Source organism: Rhodanobacter lycopersici, from assembly GCF_040812335.1.
Taxonomy (GTDB): domain Bacteria; phylum Pseudomonadota; class Gammaproteobacteria; order Xanthomonadales; family Rhodanobacteraceae; genus Rhodanobacter_A; species Rhodanobacter_A lycopersici.
Map to the genome: position 1 here is coordinate 23322 of NZ_JBFOHK010000001.1, position 16888 is coordinate 40209.

Annotated in this window: 14 protein-coding genes; 4 read left to right on the forward strand and 10 right to left on the reverse strand. The window is 64.8% G+C overall.

Annotation, left to right across the window (positions count from 1 at the left end; translation table 11 throughout):
• Position 1 precedes the first annotated feature (1 nt).
• From arsC to ABQJ54_RS00155, 4 genes are read right to left on the reverse strand one after another with little or no spacing between them, the layout of a single operon-like run.
• Positions 2–340, reverse strand: coding sequence for an arsenate reductase (glutaredoxin) (arsC, locus tag ABQJ54_RS00140; RefSeq protein ID WP_367852261.1), 339 nt, complete (start codon positions 338–340; stop codon positions 2–4).
• Entirely contained in the window at positions 337–1752 is a 1416-nt protein-coding gene (locus ABQJ54_RS00145) for a pseudouridine synthase (protein WP_367852262.1), read from the reverse strand. Before ABQJ54_RS00145 ends, arsC begins: the two co-directional genes overlap by 4 nt.
• A 12-nt stretch (positions 1753–1764) precedes the next feature.
• Positions 1765–2592 (reverse strand): SMC-Scp complex subunit ScpB, encoded by an 828-nt coding sequence (scpB, locus tag ABQJ54_RS00150; protein WP_437343300.1) that lies wholly within the window; start codon positions 2590–2592, stop codon positions 1765–1767.
• A 17-nt stretch (positions 2593–2609) separates the two neighbouring features.
• Positions 2610–3569, reverse strand: coding sequence for a segregation and condensation protein A (locus ABQJ54_RS00155; protein WP_437343301.1), 960 nt, complete (start codon positions 3567–3569; stop codon positions 2610–2612).
• Positions 3570–4304: 735 nt separating this feature from the next.
• On the opposite strand from ABQJ54_RS00155, the gene ABQJ54_RS00160 reads away from it, so the two are divergent.
• Positions 4305–4667: a PilZ domain-containing protein gene (locus ABQJ54_RS00160; RefSeq protein ID WP_367852263.1), complete on the forward strand. Its 363-nt coding sequence runs from the start codon at positions 4305–4307 to the stop codon at positions 4665–4667.
• A gap of 60 nt (positions 4668–4727) precedes the next feature.
• Here the strand turns inward: ABQJ54_RS00160 and ABQJ54_RS00165 are convergent, their stop codons facing one another.
• Together ABQJ54_RS00165 and acnA are read right to left on the reverse strand one after the other, a co-directional pair.
• The gene (locus tag ABQJ54_RS00165; RefSeq protein WP_367852264.1) at positions 4728–6419 is read right to left on the reverse strand and encodes an AMP-binding protein; all 1692 of its coding nucleotides are present in this window, start codon (positions 6417–6419) and stop codon (positions 4728–4730) included.
• Positions 6420–6600: 181 nt separating this feature from the next.
• The gene (gene acnA / locus ABQJ54_RS00170) at positions 6601–9351 is read right to left on the reverse strand and encodes an aconitate hydratase AcnA (protein WP_367852265.1); all 2751 of its coding nucleotides are present in this window, start codon (positions 9349–9351) and stop codon (positions 6601–6603) included.
• Positions 9352–9690: 339 nt separating this feature from the next.
• On the opposite strand from acnA, the gene ABQJ54_RS00175 reads away from it, so the two are divergent.
• The gene (locus ABQJ54_RS00175; protein WP_367852266.1) at positions 9691–12282 is read left to right on the forward strand and encodes a bifunctional aconitate hydratase 2/2-methylisocitrate dehydratase; all 2592 of its coding nucleotides are present in this window, start codon (positions 9691–9693) and stop codon (positions 12280–12282) included.
• Positions 12283–12415: 133 nt separating this feature from the next.
• On the opposite strand, the gene ABQJ54_RS00180 is transcribed toward ABQJ54_RS00175, so the two are convergent.
• The 3 genes from ABQJ54_RS00180 to ABQJ54_RS00190 form a co-directional block, all read right to left on the reverse strand.
• Positions 12416–12961, reverse strand: coding sequence for a zinc ribbon domain-containing protein (locus tag ABQJ54_RS00180; protein WP_367852267.1), 546 nt, complete (start codon positions 12959–12961; stop codon positions 12416–12418).
• Positions 12962–12971: 10 nt separating this feature from the next.
• A complete protein-coding gene (locus tag ABQJ54_RS00185; RefSeq protein WP_367852268.1) occupies positions 12972–14033 on the reverse strand; it encodes a hypothetical protein in 1062 nt (353 codons plus the stop codon).
• Positions 14034–14107: 74 nt separating this feature from the next.
• Positions 14108–14599, reverse strand: coding sequence for a hypothetical protein (locus ABQJ54_RS00190; RefSeq protein ID WP_367852269.1), 492 nt, complete (start codon positions 14597–14599; stop codon positions 14108–14110).
• 114 nt (positions 14600–14713) lie between these two features.
• On the opposite strand from ABQJ54_RS00190, the gene ABQJ54_RS00195 reads away from it, so the two are divergent.
• Together ABQJ54_RS00195 and ABQJ54_RS00200 are read left to right on the forward strand one after the other, a co-directional pair.
• Entirely contained in the window at positions 14714–15073 is a 360-nt protein-coding gene (locus ABQJ54_RS00195; RefSeq protein WP_367852270.1) for a helix-turn-helix transcriptional regulator, read from the forward strand.
• A 113-nt stretch (positions 15074–15186) separates the two neighbouring features.
• On the forward strand, positions 15187–16092 hold the full coding sequence (locus tag ABQJ54_RS00200) for a LysR family transcriptional regulator (protein WP_367852271.1): 906 nt from the start codon (positions 15187–15189) through the stop codon (positions 16090–16092).
• A gap of 161 nt (positions 16093–16253) precedes the next feature.
• On the opposite strand, the gene hflD is transcribed toward ABQJ54_RS00200, so the two are convergent.
• The gene (gene hflD, locus ABQJ54_RS00205; protein WP_367852272.1) at positions 16254–16880 is read right to left on the reverse strand and encodes a high frequency lysogenization protein HflD; all 627 of its coding nucleotides are present in this window, start codon (positions 16878–16880) and stop codon (positions 16254–16256) included.
• Between the last annotated feature and the right edge of the window lie 8 nt (positions 16881–16888).

A 16888-nucleotide genomic window follows, 5' to 3' on the forward strand; every position in this document is an offset into this window, starting at 1 on the left:
ATCACAGTATCGCCAGCACCGCCTCCGGCGGACGGCCGATCGCCGCTTTGCCGTCGGCGACCACGATGGGCCGCTCGATCAGGATGGGATGGGCGGCCATCGCGGCAATCAGGGCCTCGTCGTCCATGGAAGGATTGGCGAGGCCGAGTTGCCTGTACGCGTCCTCGCCCGTGCGCAATAGCTGACGGGCGGGAATGCCAAGCAGTTTGAGCAGACGTTTCAACTCGGCGGCGTCGGGCGGCGTGTCGAGGTAGTTCACCACCTCGACCTCGCGGCCTTCGAGCAGCGCCAGCGTGGCGCGCGACTTGCTGCATCGGCTGTTGTGGTAGATGCGGATCATCGATTGCCGGAACGGTTGCCGCCGCGGCCATGCGGACGATTGCCGCCGGGACGGCCGCCGCCGTGGGGCGGGCGGTTGCCGCCCTGGCCCTGCGGGCGGCCGTGGCCCGGACGATTGCCGCCGGGGCGCGCTTCGTTGTTGCCATGGCCGAAGGCGTGTCCGCTACCGAAGCCGCCGGTGCTGCCGGCAGCCGCGAAACCACCATGCCCGGCACCGCCACGTGCGCCGGCGGACTTGCCGCTGCGACGCTTGCCGGGGGCGCCGGCGGGTCGGGCTGCGCCATCGCGGCTGTCGCCGGCGAACCAGGTGCGCACCGAGGGCAGTTCCTGGCCAGGCGCGACGCCACGCTTGTTCTTCTTGCGGTGATTGCCGCCGGGCGCGCGCTCGGGCAGCGCCACGTTGCCGTTCACTTCCTGGCCGGGACGGCGCTGCTTCTGGCGGCCGCGCGGCGCTTCCTCGCGGATGCGGTCGAAGGCGCGCAGTTCGCGTGCCTCGTCCTGGTAGCCGCCGCTCCAGGCGCCGGTCGAGCCGTGCTCGGGGCGGTATTCAGTGACGTTGCGGCTGGCGCGGCGCTGGTGCAGCACCGGGCTCAGGGTAAGCACGGGCTGCGGCGCGCCGAGGCTGCTGGTCTGGCGCAGCTGCTTCACCGCTTCTTCGTCCAGCGGTGCGCAGTCGCCGCGGCGCAGGGTGCGCGGCAGTTCGATGCCGCCATAGCGTATGCGCTTGAGCCGGCTGACCAGGAAGCCCTGCGAATCCCACAGACGGCGCACCTCGCGGTTGCGGCCTTCGCGGATCACCACGCGGAACCAGCTGTGGCTGCCGCCGCGGTTGATCACCGCGATCTCGTCGAAGCGGGCGGGGCCGTCTTCCAGCTCCACGCCGGCCTTGAGCTTCTCGATCACCTCGTCGGGCACTTCGCCATGCACGCGGCAGAGGTATTCGCGCTCGATGCCGCTCCTGGGGTGCATCAGCGCGTTGGCCAGTTCGCCGTCCGTGGTGAGCAGCAGCAGGCCGGTGGTGTTGATGTCGAGGCGGCCCACCGCGACCCAGCGCGCACCCTTGAGGCGCGGCAGCTGTTCGAACACGGTGGGGCGGCCTTCGGGGTCGTCGCGGGTGGTCAGCACGCCCTCGGGCTTGTGGTAGATCAGCACCTCGGCGTCGCCGCGGTTGTCGGTGGCGACCACGAACTGCTTGCCGTCGACCACCACGCGGTCGCCCGCGCGCACGCTGGTGCCGATGCCGGCGGGGCTGCCGTTGAGTTCGATCTCGCCGGCCTGGATGCGCTGTTCCAGCATGCGGCGCGAGCCGAGGCCGGCGTTGGCGAGCACCTTGTGCAGGCGTTCTTCCAGCGGGGCGGCGTCGCTGACCGCGGCGCGCTTGAGGGAAAGGATGGATTTCTGCGGCGCAGTCATGCGCGGTACTCCTCAGGAATGCTGTGCGGTGCCGTCGTTGTCGACGTCCGCGGGAGCCGCTGCCTCGTCGGCAGTGGTGGTGGGTTCGGATTCATCTGACGCGGTTGCCGCGTCCTCGGTGGTTTCGGTGGCGGGCGCGGCTGCTTCGTGGCCCGGCGCGTCGTCGTCGAGCATATGTCCGTCAGTCTCGGGATCGGTTCCGGCGACTTCCGCGACATCTTCCCCGGCCGGTGCCTCTTCGTCCGGATCGATCGGCAGGTCCTTGATCACGCGGGCGGGCAGCGGGGTCTGCTCGAAGCCCATCTGCGGGTCTTCCATGTCGCGGATTTCGGAGAGCGGCGGCAACTGGTCCAGCGACTTCAGGTTGAAGTAATCGAGGAAGGCGCGGGTGGTGCCGAACAGCGCCGGCCTGCCGGGCACGTCGCGGTAGCCGACTACGCGGATCCACTCGCGCTCCTCCAGCGTCTTGACGATGTTGCTGGACACCACCACGCCGCGGATCTGCTCGATCTCCGGGCGAGTGATCGGCTGGCGGTAGGCGATCAGCGCCAGCGTCTCCAGCAGGGCGCGCGAATAGCGGCTGGGCTTCTCGGTCCACATCCGCGAGATCCAGGGATGCACTTCCTGGCGCACCTGGTAGCGGAAGCCGGAGGCGATTTCCTTCAGTTCCACGCCGCGGCCTTCGCAGTCGGCGGCGAGGGACTCCAGCGCACGGGCGATCTGCTCGTGGCCGACCTCCTCGGTTTCGGCGAACAGGTCGCCGAGCTGGGCGACGGTCATCGGCTGGCTGGCGGCGAGCAGGGCCGCCTCGACGATGGGTTTGAGTTGCTCGATCTGCATGGGCCTGCGATGCCGATTCAGTGAGTGCCGTTGCCGGCGGTGTCCGGGGTCTCGAACGCCGATTCTTCTGCGGCGGGGTCATTCGTCCCGTCGCTTTCCATTCCGTCGGCGAGGAGTCCCTCGCCGTGTTCCACCCGCGCCTTCAGGTAGATCGGCGCCAGCGGAGCTTCCTGCACGATCTCGATCAGCATTTCCTTGGCCAGCTCCAGCATGGCGAGGAAGGTGACCACCACGCCGAGGCGGCCTTCGCTGACGTCGAACAGCGTCTCGAAGCGATGGAAGGCGTGGCCTTCCAGCCTGCCCAGCAGCTCGCCCATGCGCTGGCGCACGCTGAGCGCCTCGCGCTTGATCGCGTGGTGGCCGAACAGCTCGGCGCGGTGCAGCACGTCCTTCAGCGCCAGCAGCATTTCCTTGAGATCCAGCGGCGGCGGCAGCTTGATCACGTTGCGCTCGCCGGTGTCGGCCTGCGCGATGGCCGTATCGCGCTCCATGCGGGGCAGGGCCTCGATGTCCTCGGCGGCCCTCTTGAAGCGCTCGTATTCCTGCAGGCGGCGCACCAGTTCGGCGCGCGGATCCTCCTCGACGCCTTCCTCGGCGGGCGGCCTGGGCAACAGCAGCCGCGACTTGATCTCGCCCAGGATCGCCGCCATCAGCAGGTATTCCGCGGCCAGCTCCAGCCGCATCGTCTCCCGCATCATGTCGATGTATTCCATGTATTGCCGGGTGATCTCGGCAATCGGGATATCCAGGATGTCCAGGTTCTGCCGGCGGATCAGATACAGCAGCAGGTCCAGCGGTCCCTCGAACGCCTCCAGGAAGACTTCCAGCGCGTCCGGCGGGATGTACAGGTCCTGCGGCATCTGCAGTACCGGCTCGCCACGCACGACCGCCAGCGGCATTTCCTGCTGCTGGGGGCGTGCCGCGTGGCTGTCCTGCGATACGACCGGGCTCTGCGGCCCGTCTGGCTCGGTGCTCATCGATGCGTGTCGTTGGGCCGCCCGGCGGCCGGCAATGCGTCTTGATCCATCATGGGCGAAACGGTTGCCCCGTTGGGCGATCCGGGCGGGAACACTGTGCACGGATCGTGGCGCCGGGGGCGGCACTTCGGTAAAGCGGTTTCGCACGGTGCCGTGCAGACAGTGTCTGGCTCCCCCTTGTCGTTGCCGGCGTGACGAAGTCGCGTGTCGCGGTTCGATCAGGCTTGCGGGCGTTGCAGCCATGTGCCGGTGCGGAACGCTGATCGCGTCTGGCGGGAACAAGGCGATGCGGTGACGAACGGGACGTCACCGACAAGTCGGACGATCTGCCTGGGGCATCGGGTGGGCGCCATCGCCACCGGAACGACCGGTCGACGTCTGACCATGGCGCCACGCGTGAGTTACAGAGTAGCGACTGGCCGGCGACAAGTCCAGCGGATGCGGAAGCGGAGCATGATCCTGTCGATGGGTACAATACGACTCTTGCACGTGGAGGATCGAGGTGGCCCGGGTATATCGGCGCGGGCGGGCGGCAGGCTGCACAGGTGACCTTGAGTGTCCGAGACGGCGAGCAAGCGTCAGTCGCCGCGGACGAAAACACTCGCAGGAGCCGTATCGCACCGACATTCGCGGGGTGGCACGTGGCTTGCTTGAGTGTGATGGCGGACGCAGCGTAACGAGTCGATCCGCGGGTGCCATTACGGTGGCGGGGATGCAACAGACAAGGAGCCCGGCATGGCAAAGGACGACAACAAGTTCAGCGACGAAGCCGAACGCCTGCGCCCGGCGCGCATGCAGATCGAGACGACCGTGCTGATGAGCCGCGGCGTCGAGTCGCATCCCACCGAGTTGGTGGACATTTCCGCGACCGGTGCGCTGCTGCGCCGGCCACTGGGCTGGACTGGCGAGGTAGGACAGACCTGGCTGCTGGACATGATCTTCGGCAGCGACCTGCACATCCATCTGGAGGCGCAGGTCGCGCGCGTCGCCGATCACAACATCGGCTTTTCCTACGTTTGCATCCCCGAGGACAAGCAGGTGCCGTTGTGGAATCTGCTGGGTGGCTACGCCGATATCCTGGAGGCGTGGAAGAACTGATTGCGCTTCCGCAGGGCTGGTTGAATCGAAGGCCTCGCCATGTGCGGGGCCTTCATCGTTTCAGTGGGCGCTGGCCGCGGCCTTCTTCTCGCCGCGCAGTTCGCGGCGCAGGATCTTGCCCACGTTGCTCTTGGGCAGGGCGTCGCGGAACTCGATGAACTTTGGCCGCTTGTAGCCGGTAAGGTTGTCGCGACAGAACTGCTTGAGCGCCTCCTCGGTGAGGTTCGGATCCTTGCGCACCACGAACAGCTTCACCACTTCGCCGGAGTGCTCATCCGGTACGCCGACCGCGGCCACCTCGGCCACGCCGGGGTGCTGCATCACCGCGTCCTCCACTTCGTTCGGGTACACGTTGAAACCGGATACCAGGATCATGTCCTTCTTGCGGTCGACGATGTAGAAGTAGCCGGCTTCGTCCATCCTGGCGATGTCACCGGTGTGCAGCCAGCCGTCGGCGCCCAGCACCTTGGCCGTCTCGTCGGGGCGGTTCCAGTAACCCTGCATCACCTGCGGTCCCTTCACCATCAGTTCGCCTACCTCGCCGACCGGCAGTGGCCGATTGTCCTCCGACCAGATCGCCACGTCGGTGGAGGGGATCGGCAGGCCGATCGAGCCGTTGTAGTCCTTGAGGTCGAGCGGGTTGATGCAGGCCGCCGGCGAGGTCTCGGTGAGGCCATAGGCCTCGACCAGCGGGCAGCCGGTGACCTTCTTCCAGCGCTCGGCCACCGCGCGCTGCACCGCCATGCCGCCGCCCAGCGTCAGATGCAGACGCGAAAAGTCCACTTCGGCGAAGCCCGGTGTATTGAGCAGGCCATTGAACAGGGTGTTGACGCCGGTGAGCGCGGTGAAGCGCGAGGCCTTCAGCTCCTTGACGAACCCCGGCATGTCGCGGGGGTTGGTGACCAGCCAGTTGAGCCCGCCCAGGCGCATGAAGACCAGGCCGTTCGCGGTCAGCGAGAAGATGTGGTACAGCGGCAGGGCGGTGATGATGATTTCTTCGCCATACTTCGCGTTCTGCCCGATCCAGGCGCCGGCCTGCAGCATGTTCGCCACCATGTTGCCGTGGCTGAGCATGGCGCCCTTGGCCACGCCGGTGGTGCCGCCGGTGTACTGCAGGAAGGCGATGTCGTCGTGGCCCAGTTCAACTTTCGGCAGCGGGTGCGCGGCACCCTGTGCCAGCGCGTCGCGGAAGCGCACCGCCTGCGGCAGGTTGTAGGCCGGCACCATCTTCTTGACGTGCTTGAGCACGAAGTTGACCAGCGCGCCCTTGGGGAAGCCGAGCAGGTCGCCGATGCCGGTGGTGATGATGTGCTGCACCTGGGTGTCGGCCACCACCTGTTGCAGGGTGGCAGCGAAATTGTCGAGCACCACGATGGCCTTGGCGCCGGAGTCCAGCAGCTGGTGTTTCAGCTCGCGCGCGGTGTACATCGGATTGGTGTTGACCACCACCAGTCCGGCGCGCAGCGCACCGGACAGCGCGATGGGGTACTGCAGCACGTTCGGCATCATGATCGCGATGCGATCGCCCTTGCCGAGCTTGAGCACACCGGTGAGGTAACCCGCAAACTGGCGGCTGAGCGTATCGGTCTGGCCGTAGCTGAGCTGCTTGCCGAAATTGGCGAACGCGGGGCGGTCGCGGAAACGCTGGAAGGATTCTTCCAGCACGGCGGCCACCGAGGCGTAGGCATTGAGGTCGATTTCGGCGGGTATGCCTGCCGGATAGTGGTCCAGCCACGGCCGCTCGTTGCTCATGTGCTTGCTCGACTCCTGAATCATGGCCGCCAAGGCAGGGTGGAGATGGCGACGCCCCCTCCCGGCATTGGAGCATACGCCCGCGTACAGCGGCAAGCCGCGGAATGCCTTGCAATGGCCGAAAAAACGCCGCCCCGAGGCGAATCGGGGCGGCCGTGGTGCAACGGAGTCGCGGCTGCGCTCAGGCCGCTTTCTTGCCGACCAGCTGGCGCAGCACGTACTGCAGGATGCCGCCATGGCGGAAGAAGTCGCGCTCCTTCGGGGTGAGCAGCAGCACCTTCACGGTGAACTCCTTCTTCTTGCCATCCTTGCCGGTGGCAACCACCTTCGCTTCCTTGGCCTCGCCGCCTTCCAGGCCGGTGATGTCGAAGCTCTCGTAGCCGTCGAGGCCCAGCGACTTGGCGCTCTCGCCGTCCTTGAACTGCAGCGGCAGCACGCCCATGCCGACCAGGTTGGAGCGGTGGATGCGCTCGAAGCTTTCGGCGATCACCGCCTTGACGCCCAGCAGCAGGGTGCCCTTGGCGGCCCAGTCGCGGCTGGAGCCGGTGCCGTATTCCTTGCCGGCGAGCACGATCAGCGGGGTCTTCTCGGCCTTGTACTTCATCGCCGCGTCGTAGATCGCCATCTGCTCGCCCGACGGCACGTGCTCGGTGTAACCGCCCTCGACGCCGTCCAGCATCTGGTTCCTGATGCGGATGTTGGCGAAGGTGCCTCGCACCATCACGTCGTCGTTGCCGCGGCGCGAGCCGTAGGAGTTGAAGTCCCTGGGCTCGACGCCCTTCGAGATCAGGAAGCGGCCGGCCGGGCTATCCTTCTTGATCGATCCGGCCGGCGAGATGTGGTCGGTGGTGATGGAGTCGCCGAACAGGCCGAGCACGCGGGCGCTGTGGATGTCCTCCACCTTGCCCAGCGCCATCGTCATGCCGTCGAAGTAGGGCGGGTTCTTGATGTAGGTGGAGTCGTTCCACTGGTACACCGCACCGTCCGGCGAGGCGATCTTGTTCCAGCGGCTGTCGCCCTTGAACACGTCGGCGTAGTTCTTCTTGAACATCTCCGGGTTGATCGCACCGGCGATGGTGTCGGAGATTTCCTGGTTGGTCGGCCAGATGTCCTTGAGATGGACCGGCTTGCCGTCGCTGCCGGTGCCGATGGCATCCCTGGTGAGGTCGATGTCCAGCGTGCCGGCCAGCGCGTAGGCGACCACCAGCGGCGGCGAGGCCAGGTAGTTCATCTTCACTTCCGGATGCACGCGGCCCTCGAAATTGCGGTTGCCGGACAGCACCGAGGCCACGGCCAGATCGCCCTCTGCGATGCCCTTGCTGATCTCGGCCGGCAACGGACCGGAGTTGCCGATGCAGGTGGTGCAGCCGTAGCCGACGATGTAGAAGCCGACCTTTTCCAATTCCTTCAGCAGGCCGGTCTTCTCGAGGTAGTCGGAGACCACCTTCGAACCCGGGCCGATCGAGGTCTTCACCCACGGTTGGGCCTTCAGGCCCTTGGCCGCGGCCTTCTTCGCCAGCAGGCCGGCGCCCAGCATCACTGCCGGGTTGGAGGTGTTGGTGCAGGAGGTGATCGCGGCGATCACCACCGAGCCGTCGCCGATCTTGAAGCTTTCGCCGTCCTTTTCCACCCGCACGCCGCCGTTGGTGATGCCATTGGCGGCGTTGCCGATCGCCGCCGAACCGCCTTCGGCGATGAAGTCGGCGGTAGCGTCGTCGCGCGGTGGGCGATTCGCGGTGAGCGGCCCGATCACTTCGTGGAAGTTCTTCTGCACGCCTTCCAGCAGCACGCGGTCCTGCGGGCGCTTCGGGCCGGCCAGCGACGGCTTCACGTCGGCCAGGTCGAGTTCCAGCGTGGTGGTGAACTCGGCGTGCGGCGTGTGTTCGTCGTGCCACAGGCCCTGCGCCTTGGCATAGGCTTCGACCAATGCGATCTGCGCGTCGCCGCGGCCGGACAGGTGCAGGTAGTTGAGCGCCTCCTGGTCGACCGGGAAGATGCCGCAGGTGGCGCCGTATTCCGGCGCCATGTTGGCGATGGTGGCGCGGTCGGCCAGCGGCAGGTGCTTCAGGCCGTCGCCGAAGAACTCGACGAACTTGCCCACCACGCCGAGCTTGCGCAGCATCTGGGTGACGGTGAGCACCAGGTCGGTGGCGGTGACGCCTTCGGCGAGCTTGCCGCTGAGCTTGAAGCCGACCACCTGCGGGATCAGCATCGACGACGGCTGGCCCAGCATCGCGGCTTCGGCCTCGATGCCGCCCACGCCCCAGCCCAGCACGCCGATGCCGTTGATCATCGTGGTGTGGCTGTCGGTGCCGAACACGGTGTCCGGGTAGGCCCAGGGCTCGCCGTTCTCGTCGCCGGTGAACACCACGCGTGCCAGGTGCTCCAGGTTCACCTGGTGCACGATGCCAGTGCGCGGCGGCACCACCTTGAAGTTGTCGAAGGCCTTCTGGCCCCAGCGCAGGAAGCTGTAGCGTTCCTGGTTGCGCTGGAATTCGATCTCGACGTTCTTCTCCAGCGCGCTTTCCGAGCCGTAGACGTCGACCTGCACTGAGTGGTCGATCACCAGTTCGGCCGGCGCCAGCGGGTTGATCTGCTTGGCATCGCCGCCCAGCTTCACCACCGCGTCGCGCATCGCCGCCAGGTCGACCACGCAGGGTACGCCGGTGAAATCCTGCAGCACCACGCGTGCGGGCATGAAGGCGATTTCGGTATCCGGCTCCTTCTTCGCGTCCCAGTTCGCCACCGCTTCGATTTCCTTCGCGGTGACGTTGACGCCATCCTCGTGGCGCAACAGGTTCTCGAGCAGGATCTTCATCGAGTAGGGCAGGCGCTTGAGGTCGAAGCGCTGGCCCAGTTTGGCGAGGCTGGCGATCTGGTACTGCTTGCCGTTGACGGCGAGGGTGTCGCGGGTGGCGAATGAATCCTGCATGGCTTGACTCCGGTGGCTCGAATCTGGCGATGGTGAACGCAAGGATGCTACGCCACCGAACGTGAGCGGTATCGCAAGGCGGCATTGCACGATTTCGAACGCAGCCGGAAACAGCTTTCCGTTGCCGGGTGCGCGGGGCGGCTGGCAAAATTGGCGGCCGATGAGCTTCCGGATTCTGCTCGTCATCCCGGCGCAGGCCGGGATCCAGCGCCCCAGGATCATCGAGTGCAACGTCACTGGATTCCTGCCTGCGCAGGAATGACGAGCAAAAAGGCAGCGCCACGACTTTCTCCCCCGTTGTGCAGGGGAGCAGCCAATCCCCGCCACAGGACGAGCCACATGCTTACCGCTTATCGCCAACATGCTGCCGAGCGCGCCGCGCTGGGCATCCCGCCGCTGCCGCTGTCGGCCCAGCAGACCGCCGAGCTGGTCGAGCTGCTGAAGAACCCGCCGGCAGGCGAAGAAGCGTTCCTCGTCGACCTGATCAGCAACCGCGTGCCGGCTGGCGTGGATGACGCGGCCAAGGTCAAGGCTTCGTACCTGGCGGCGGTGGCGTTCGGTACCGAGCAGTGCGCGCTGATCTCGCGCGAGAAGGCCACCGAACTGCTCGGCACCATGCTGGGCGGCTACAACATCCACCCGCTGATCGAGCTGCTCGACGACGCCCAGGTCGGCACCGTCGCCGCCAACGCGCTCAAGCACACGCTGCTGATGTTCGACGCTTTCCATGATGTGAAGGAGAAAGCGGACAAGGGCAACGCGAACGCCAAGGCCGTGCTGCAGAGCTGGGCCGACGCCGAGTGGTTCACCAGCAAACCCGAAGTGCCGGAAAGCCTGACCATCACCGTATTCAAGGTGCCGGGTGAAACCAACACCGACGACTTGTCGCCGGCCCCCGACGCCACCACGCGCCCGGACATCCCGCTGCACGCGCTGGCCATGCTGAAGAACAAGCGCGACGGCGCGCCGTTCCAGCCGGAGGAAGACGGCAAGCGCGGCCCGATCCAGCTGATCCAGGACCTGACCAAGCAGGGCCACCTGGTCGCCTACGTGGGCGACGTGGTCGGCACCGGTTCCAGCCGCAAGTCCGCCACCAACTCCGTGCTGTGGTGGACCGGCGAAGACATCCCCTTCATCCCGAACAAGCGCTTCGGCGGCGTGTGCCTGGGCAGCAAGATCGCCCCGATCTTCTACAACACCATGGAAGACGCCGGCGCGCTGCCGATCGAACTTGACGTGTCGAACATGAACATGGGCGACGTCGTCGAGCTGCGCCCTTACGACGGCAAGGCGCTGAAGAACGGCGAAGTGATCGCCGAGTTCCAGGTGAAGTCTGACGTGCTGTTCGACGAAGTGCGTGCCGGCGGCCGCATTCCGCTGATCATCGGCCGCGGCCTCACTGCCAAGGCGCGCGAAGCGCTGGGCCTGCCGGTTTCCACGCTGTTCCGCCTGCCGCAGCAGCCGGCCGACACCGGCAAGGGCTTCACGCTGGCGCAGAAGATGGTCGGCCGCGCGGTCGGCCTGCCGGAAGGCCAGGGCGTGCGCCCTGGCACCTATTGCGAGCCGAAGATGACCTCGGTGGGTTCGCAGGACACCACCGGCCCGATGACCCGCGACGAGCTGAAGGACCTGGCCTGCCTGGGCTTCTCGGCCGACCTGGTGATGCAGTCGTTCTGCCACACCGCCGCTTATCCGAAGCCGGTGGACGTGAAGACCCACCACACGCTGCCGGAATTCATCAGCACCCGCGGCGGCATTTCGCTGCGTCCGGGCGACGGTGTGATCCACAGCTGGCTCAACCGCATGCTGCTGCCCGACACCGTCGGCACCGGCGGCGACAGCCACACGCGCTTCCCGATCGGCATTTCGTTCCCGGCCGGCTCGGGCCTGGTGGCCTTCGCGGCCGCCACGGGCGTGATGCCGCTGGACATGCCCGAATCCGTGCTGGTGCGCTTCAAGGGCGAGCTGCAGCCGGGCGTCACCCTGCGCGACCTGGTCAACGCCATCCCGCTGTACGCCATCAAGCAGGGCCTGCTGACCGTGGCCAAGCAGGGCAAGAAGAACATCTTCTCCGGCCGCATCCTGGAAATCGAAGGTCTGCCGAACTTGAAGGTGGAGCAGGCGTTCGAGCTGTCCGATGCCTCGGCCGAGCGCTCGGCCGCCGGTTGTACGGTGCACCTCGACAAGGCGCCGATCATCGAATACATCAACAGCAACATCACCCTGCTCAAGGTGATGATCGCCCAGGGCTACAAGGATCCGCGGAGCCTGGAGCGCCGCATCAAGGCCATGGAAGCCTGGCTGGCCAACCCGCAACTGCTGGAGCGCGATGCCGACGCCGAATACGCCGCCGTCATCGAGATCGACCTGGCCGACGTGCACGAGCCCATCGTGGCCTGCCCGAATGACCCGGACGACGTGAAGACGCTCAGCGACGTGGCCGGCGCCACCATCGACGAGGTGTTCATCGGCTCGTGCATGACCAACATCGGTCATTTTCGTGCTGCGGCCAAGCTGCTGGAAGGCAAGCGCGACATCCCGACCAAGCTGTGGGTGGCCCCGCCGACCAAGATGGATGCCAGCGAGCTGACCAACGAAGGCGTCTACGGCACCTTCGGCACTGCCGGTGCACGTATGGAAATGCCGGGCTGCTCGCTGTGCATGGGCAACCAGGCGCAGGTGCGCGAGGGCGCCACGGTGTTCTCCACCTCCACCCGCAACTTCCCCAACCGTCTCGGCAAGAACTCCAACGTGTACCTGGGTTCGGCCGAACTCGCTGCGATCTGCTCGCGCCTCGGCCGCATCCCGACCAGGGACGAGTACATGGCCGACATCGGCGTGATCAACGCCAACGGCGACAAGATCTACCGCTACATGAACTTCGACAAGATCCATGACTACAAGGAAGTCGCGGATACCGTCGCGGCGTAAGCCCGCGTCTCATCCCCTCTCCCGCTTGCGGGAGAGGGGTAGGGGAGAGGGCAAGGCTTGCGCATTCCTCAAAAACGACGAGGCCCGGCTTCGAGCGTGGCCTCGTCGTTTTCGATGTTGAATCACAAGTGCTTCAAATGTCCCGAAACCATTGGATCGCGGACAGATGCAGGCCAAGCCCGCACATGAAACCCAACAAGCCAAGAACGATGGATGCGGGCTGGGAGTGGAAGATCACGCCGATTCCATAGCCCACGAGCCCCCAGCCAAGGCTCAACACGAAGGCCAGTAATTTCGCCAGTGGCTTGATGTTCATGGCGACAACGAGGCCAAGGAACAGGCCACCGAACCACCACCAAGAGGTAGTGGCCATGCCGGTCGCGATGGAGATCAGCATGATCTCCCCCACCATGATGCCGCTGTTTTCCTCGTTGAATTTAGCTTGCGTCATGCCTTTGCGTACGGCGGCCGACCCGGTGGGGGATGGTTGTGCTGTGCGCGAGGTCACTGTGACAACAGTAGCGGTGGGTGATTGTTGCTTGAAGCTGGCAGGAGATAGAGATTCTGGCGTGGATGGAGTTGCCGGAACGGGTAGGGTGGCAGCCTTTAACGACTGCCCACAGCTTTGGCAGAAATGTGCTTCGTCGTTGGCTTTGGCACCACAGTTTGCGCAGAACATGGGGCAATCCTCACTGTTCTGCTGCACGAGTTGTGTCAATAGGCTCCGACCAGACTATTGAAATCGCATTGATGGAGATGTCGCCTGAGTCATCATGGGTGACAGTTCCAGAGATTGTGGCCTGGCATCTGTTGGAAATCATGTCGCAGGTGATCAGCTTTTCCCTGTCGTTTCTGGGAAGTTGATAAGTGAAGGAGACTGAATTGACGCCATCTCCATCGGCGTACAGACTGCAATTTGATCCGTTGATGCAGAAAGGTAGTCCGTAAATGCTTGCGATTTGACCATCGGCGTAGTTTTGGCTGTCTAAAATAAAATCATTAACAGAAACCGGTTTTGTTGCGGAATCGGACTGGCTTGGTTGTTGTGATGTATCTGATGGAATGTTGTTTTCGTTACTATATTTCCATATGCAGTAATCTGGGAACGACTGAAGGGTGTTGATGGCTTTAGGGTTCCCCTCTAGCGCTTGCTTGGCGAGCCTGCCGCACTCTGAATCTGGCTTCTTCGTATAGTATTGTGCAACATTGTCGGCACATGCTTCGCACAGGCCCATGCTTGAGAATTTTTGACGAGAATAGCCGTAGCTCATGCCCATTTCGGATCGGTCATCTAATCCCAAGGCCTCCTTAATGCCATCTACCTCGGACTGTTTTACATAACCATCATCGACTTCGCCTTGGATGGATTTTGTGTCACCTTTGCACAGGTATCCAACTACGTCTTCGTCATACCGTGAATAATAATTGTTAGGCAGCCTTGCAAGGGTCGCTAGCTTATCCATGTTGCTGGAGTAGTTAGGATTGTCGTACTGGATATCTTTACAATGAATCGCCTGCACGACAGGATCGGTTACTGAGGTTTTTTCAGTGGCTGAAACAGGCTGGCGCGATGCTGGGGTGGCGTTGGGCGGGGCCTGTTTGGTGGGTTCAGTACCCGTGTTTCCGGGATTTTTTGCGGAACTTGATGGGGTGCTCGGAATTTGCGTTTGGTTTTGGTTGCATCCGGTAATTGTTGCTATTAAAGCAACTAGTGTGATTAATGTAATTGCAAATTTCTCTGCAGGTTGCATTTGAAACGCCTTCGTGTGTTAGATATTTTTAATCGTCGTGGACGGAGCTCGTGATGTATGGTTCTGTGGCGGTTTTAGGTGTCGCCTGATTTGCGGAATTCAATGTTGGCTAACTTGAGTCGCACGAATGGATCGCCGCTGGAAAAGTTCCAGTCATCAGGCATGCGTTGTCTAAGGTTGAGTTGCGAGCTGCTGTCGAGCATGTGCCGTTCGGCGCGCGAGATGCGCACGATCTTCAGATTTTCCTGAAGGAATTTGGCTACGGCTTCTATGCTCTCCCTGCGGGAGAACATGGCAAGGCATTCGTCGCACAGGACAAGCCGTGGAATGACGTGTTCCCGGTACTCGGAGCCACGGATCGATTCGCCGACCACGACATACTTGTCGGGGACAAGTGGCTCGCCCAGCAAGCGTGTGTCCGAGCAACCATCTTCCTGCCACATGTGATGCATCACGTATGCGACGCGATGGAACACTCGCTCAATCAGTTGAGCGGTCGTAAAGCTTGTCATTGGTGTCCCCTTGTGCTGCTGGTGTTCTGCGTGGCTTTCCTTGCCCCAGGTCAAGCATCTCCTTCCTTCCAAGTGTGGAATTTCCGAACTTTCGGTGTCAAGCCATGTCCGCACGACACGCGTTCGGAACCCCCATACCGTCAGAGGCCCCGTCCACGGAGCCTGCGGATGAAGCATTTCGGCGATCGCCTGCGCGAGGCGCGCGTGGCCGCAGGGATGACGCAGGAGCAGCTCGGCTTTGAACTGGGCGTTACCAAGTCCTCGGTTTCGGCTTGGGAAAATGGCCGCGAGACGCCTAGTTTCCGCATGCTGCCGGAGCTGCGCCGCCAATTGCGCCGCTCGCTGGACGAACTGATCTGCGGTACCGGCGCGGTCGGCGCATTGTCGGAACGCATGGTGCGGGACGCTCCCGACGAGACGTCGCCGGTGGCCCGCGACGAGAAGGAGCGCGCGCTGCTGGTGCGCTACCGCAGCCTGTCGCCCCGGCAACGCGGGGCACTGCTGGATTTGATCAAGTCGGCGGAGTGAGCGGACATGCGCTCCTTCTCCGGTCCCTGGCCCGCGAGCGGGAGCAAGGATGGAAAGCGAAGCCCGGCCGCATGCCGGGCTTCGTCGTTTATGCTTCGCCCATGGCGGCAACCATGGGCGCACGGATGATCTCTTCGCATATTTCGGCGATTTCGCTGCGCGACCTGATGATGGTGCAGGCGGTGCACCGCCACGGCAGCTTCAACAGCGCGGCGCGGGCCATGCATATCAGCCCGTCCGGGCTGTCGCACCAGGTGCAGAAGGTGGAACAGGCGCTGGGCGCGCCGCTGTTCGAGCGCGGCGGCCGCAAGGTGGTGCCCACCGCAGGCGGCTGGCGCCTGCTGGAGCGCATCGATGCCTTGATCGCCGCGGCGGAATTGCTGCAGCAGACCGCGCGCGCCGGTGCCGTGGCCTTCGGCGGCGAGCTGCGGCTGGGCGTGCCGGCCTCGCTGGGCCCCTACCTGCTGCCGCACTTGATCGCACCGTTTCCGCAGCATTTCCCCGGCGTGCGGCTGGGTATCTCCGAAGGCAAGCCGCGCGGCCTGCTGCGCCGCCTGCACGAGGCGGAACTCGACGCCGTGCTGGCGCCGCTCGCGCCGCTGGCCAGCGGCATCGCGATGCAGCCGCTGTTCTTCGAGCCATGGGAAGCGATGCTGCGCGCCGACCACCCGCTGGCCGGCCGGCGCAGCGTGGCACTGGAGCAACTGGAAAAGGCCGATGCGATCCTGATGGCCGAGAGCCATGCCGACGGCGACGGCCACGTGCAGGACGTGAGCCTGGAAAGCCTGGCCGCCCTGGTCAGCCTGCGCGGGGGGCACGCGCTGGTGCCCGCGCTGGCGCACGAGCGGCTGGCCTCCAAACCCGACATCGTGCTGGCGAAGATCAAGGGGCAGGCGTCGGGTCGCGAGATCGCGCTGTACTGGCGCGAGGCCACGCCGTGGAGTGCCGACCTTGCCGCCTTCGCCAAGCTGTTGCGTGCGTTGGCAAGGCAGTTGCCGGGATTGAAGTTGCTCGGCTAGGAGCCTGGGCGGCAGAAACGTTCGAGGCGAAAAGCGTACCGAGCGAGGACAGGTTTTCGACGATTCGCCGGCCCACAGCCATCGCCATGGGCCAAGAAGCGGCGGAAACATGGACCGCTTGGCGGCCTTTGCAGCCCGGACGGCTTCTGTCGCCCAGGCTCCTAGCGCCCGCTGTCCAGCGTGGCCCCGGTGAGCAGCCCGCGCGCCAGCATGCTGCACTGGCGGCGGAACAGCAGCAGTTGCCACTGGCGGCCGCCGAGCTGGCGCCACAGCACGGCAGAGCGCACGGCCGCAAGCAGGTTGCTGCGCACTTTCTCGACGACGGCCGCCTGCTGCAGGTGCTGCGGGTTGCCGTTGACCATCACGCGCGGGCGCAGGGTGGACAGGGTGGCGGCATACAGCTCGGCCAGGCGCGCGGTGACCTGGCTGGAACCCTGGCCGAAATGCTCGACCTGGCGCTGCGCCGCGCGGATGCCCTGCTGCAGCTGGTCGAGCAGTTCCAGGCGGCCGGACAGGCTGCGTTCCAGCCGCATCACGGTCATCGCCATGCGGGTCACGGCCATGTCCTCGCTGTTCTCGTCGAGCTGGGACACCAGGTTGCGCAGGCCCAGCCGCATGCTGGCGATGCTGCCGTACACGCCGACCACCGAGGGGGCATCGATGCGGAACACGCTGGCGATGCTGGCGTCCATCGCGCTCTCGTCGCAGCGGCCCTGGTTGGCCAGCTGCTGCACCAGCGCACAGGCCTGGTAAAGGCCGGCCAGGGCCAGCACGCGTTCCTCGTTCATCGAAAAGG

What these genes read in the sequence shown, in the direction of transcription:
- ABQJ54_RS00145 (WP_367852262.1), bottom strand. Translation starts at nt 1,752, where the DNA reads ATGACTGCGCCGCAGAAATCCATCCTTTCCCTCAAGCGCGCCGCGGTC.
- acnA (WP_367852265.1), bottom strand. Translation starts at nt 9,351, where the DNA reads ATGCAGGATTCATTCGCCACCCGCGACACCCTCGCCGTCAACGGCAAG.
- ABQJ54_RS00175 (WP_367852266.1), top strand. Translation starts at nt 9,691, where the DNA reads ATGCTTACCGCTTATCGCCAACATGCTGCCGAGCGCGCCGCGCTGGGC.
- ABQJ54_RS00185 (WP_367852268.1), bottom strand. Translation starts at nt 14,033, where the DNA reads ATGCAACCTGCAGAGAAATTTGCAATTACATTAATCACACTAGTTGCT.
- ABQJ54_RS00180 (WP_367852267.1), bottom strand. Translation starts at nt 12,961, where the DNA reads ATGTTCTGCGCAAACTGTGGTGCCAAAGCCAACGACGAAGCACATTTC.
- ABQJ54_RS00160 (WP_367852263.1), top strand. Translation starts at nt 4,305, where the DNA reads ATGGCAAAGGACGACAACAAGTTCAGCGACGAAGCCGAACGCCTGCGC.
- ABQJ54_RS00165 (WP_367852264.1), bottom strand. Translation starts at nt 6,419, where the DNA reads ATGAGCAACGAGCGGCCGTGGCTGGACCACTATCCGGCAGGCATACCC.
- ABQJ54_RS00200 (WP_367852271.1), top strand. Translation starts at nt 15,187, where the DNA reads ATGGGCGCACGGATGATCTCTTCGCATATTTCGGCGATTTCGCTGCGC.
- ABQJ54_RS00195 (WP_367852270.1), top strand. Translation starts at nt 14,714, where the DNA reads ATGAAGCATTTCGGCGATCGCCTGCGCGAGGCGCGCGTGGCCGCAGGG.
- arsC (WP_367852261.1), bottom strand. Translation starts at nt 340, where the DNA reads ATGATCCGCATCTACCACAACAGCCGATGCAGCAAGTCGCGCGCCACG.
- hflD (WP_367852272.1), bottom strand. Translation starts at nt 16,880, where the DNA reads ATGAACGAGGAACGCGTGCTGGCCCTGGCCGGCCTTTACCAGGCCTGT.
- scpB (WP_437343300.1), bottom strand. Translation starts at nt 2,592, where the DNA reads ATGCAGATCGAGCAACTCAAACCCATCGTCGAGGCGGCCCTGCTCGCC.
- ABQJ54_RS00155 (WP_437343301.1), bottom strand. Translation starts at nt 3,569, where the DNA reads ATGAGCACCGAGCCAGACGGGCCGCAGAGCCCGGTCGTATCGCAGGAC.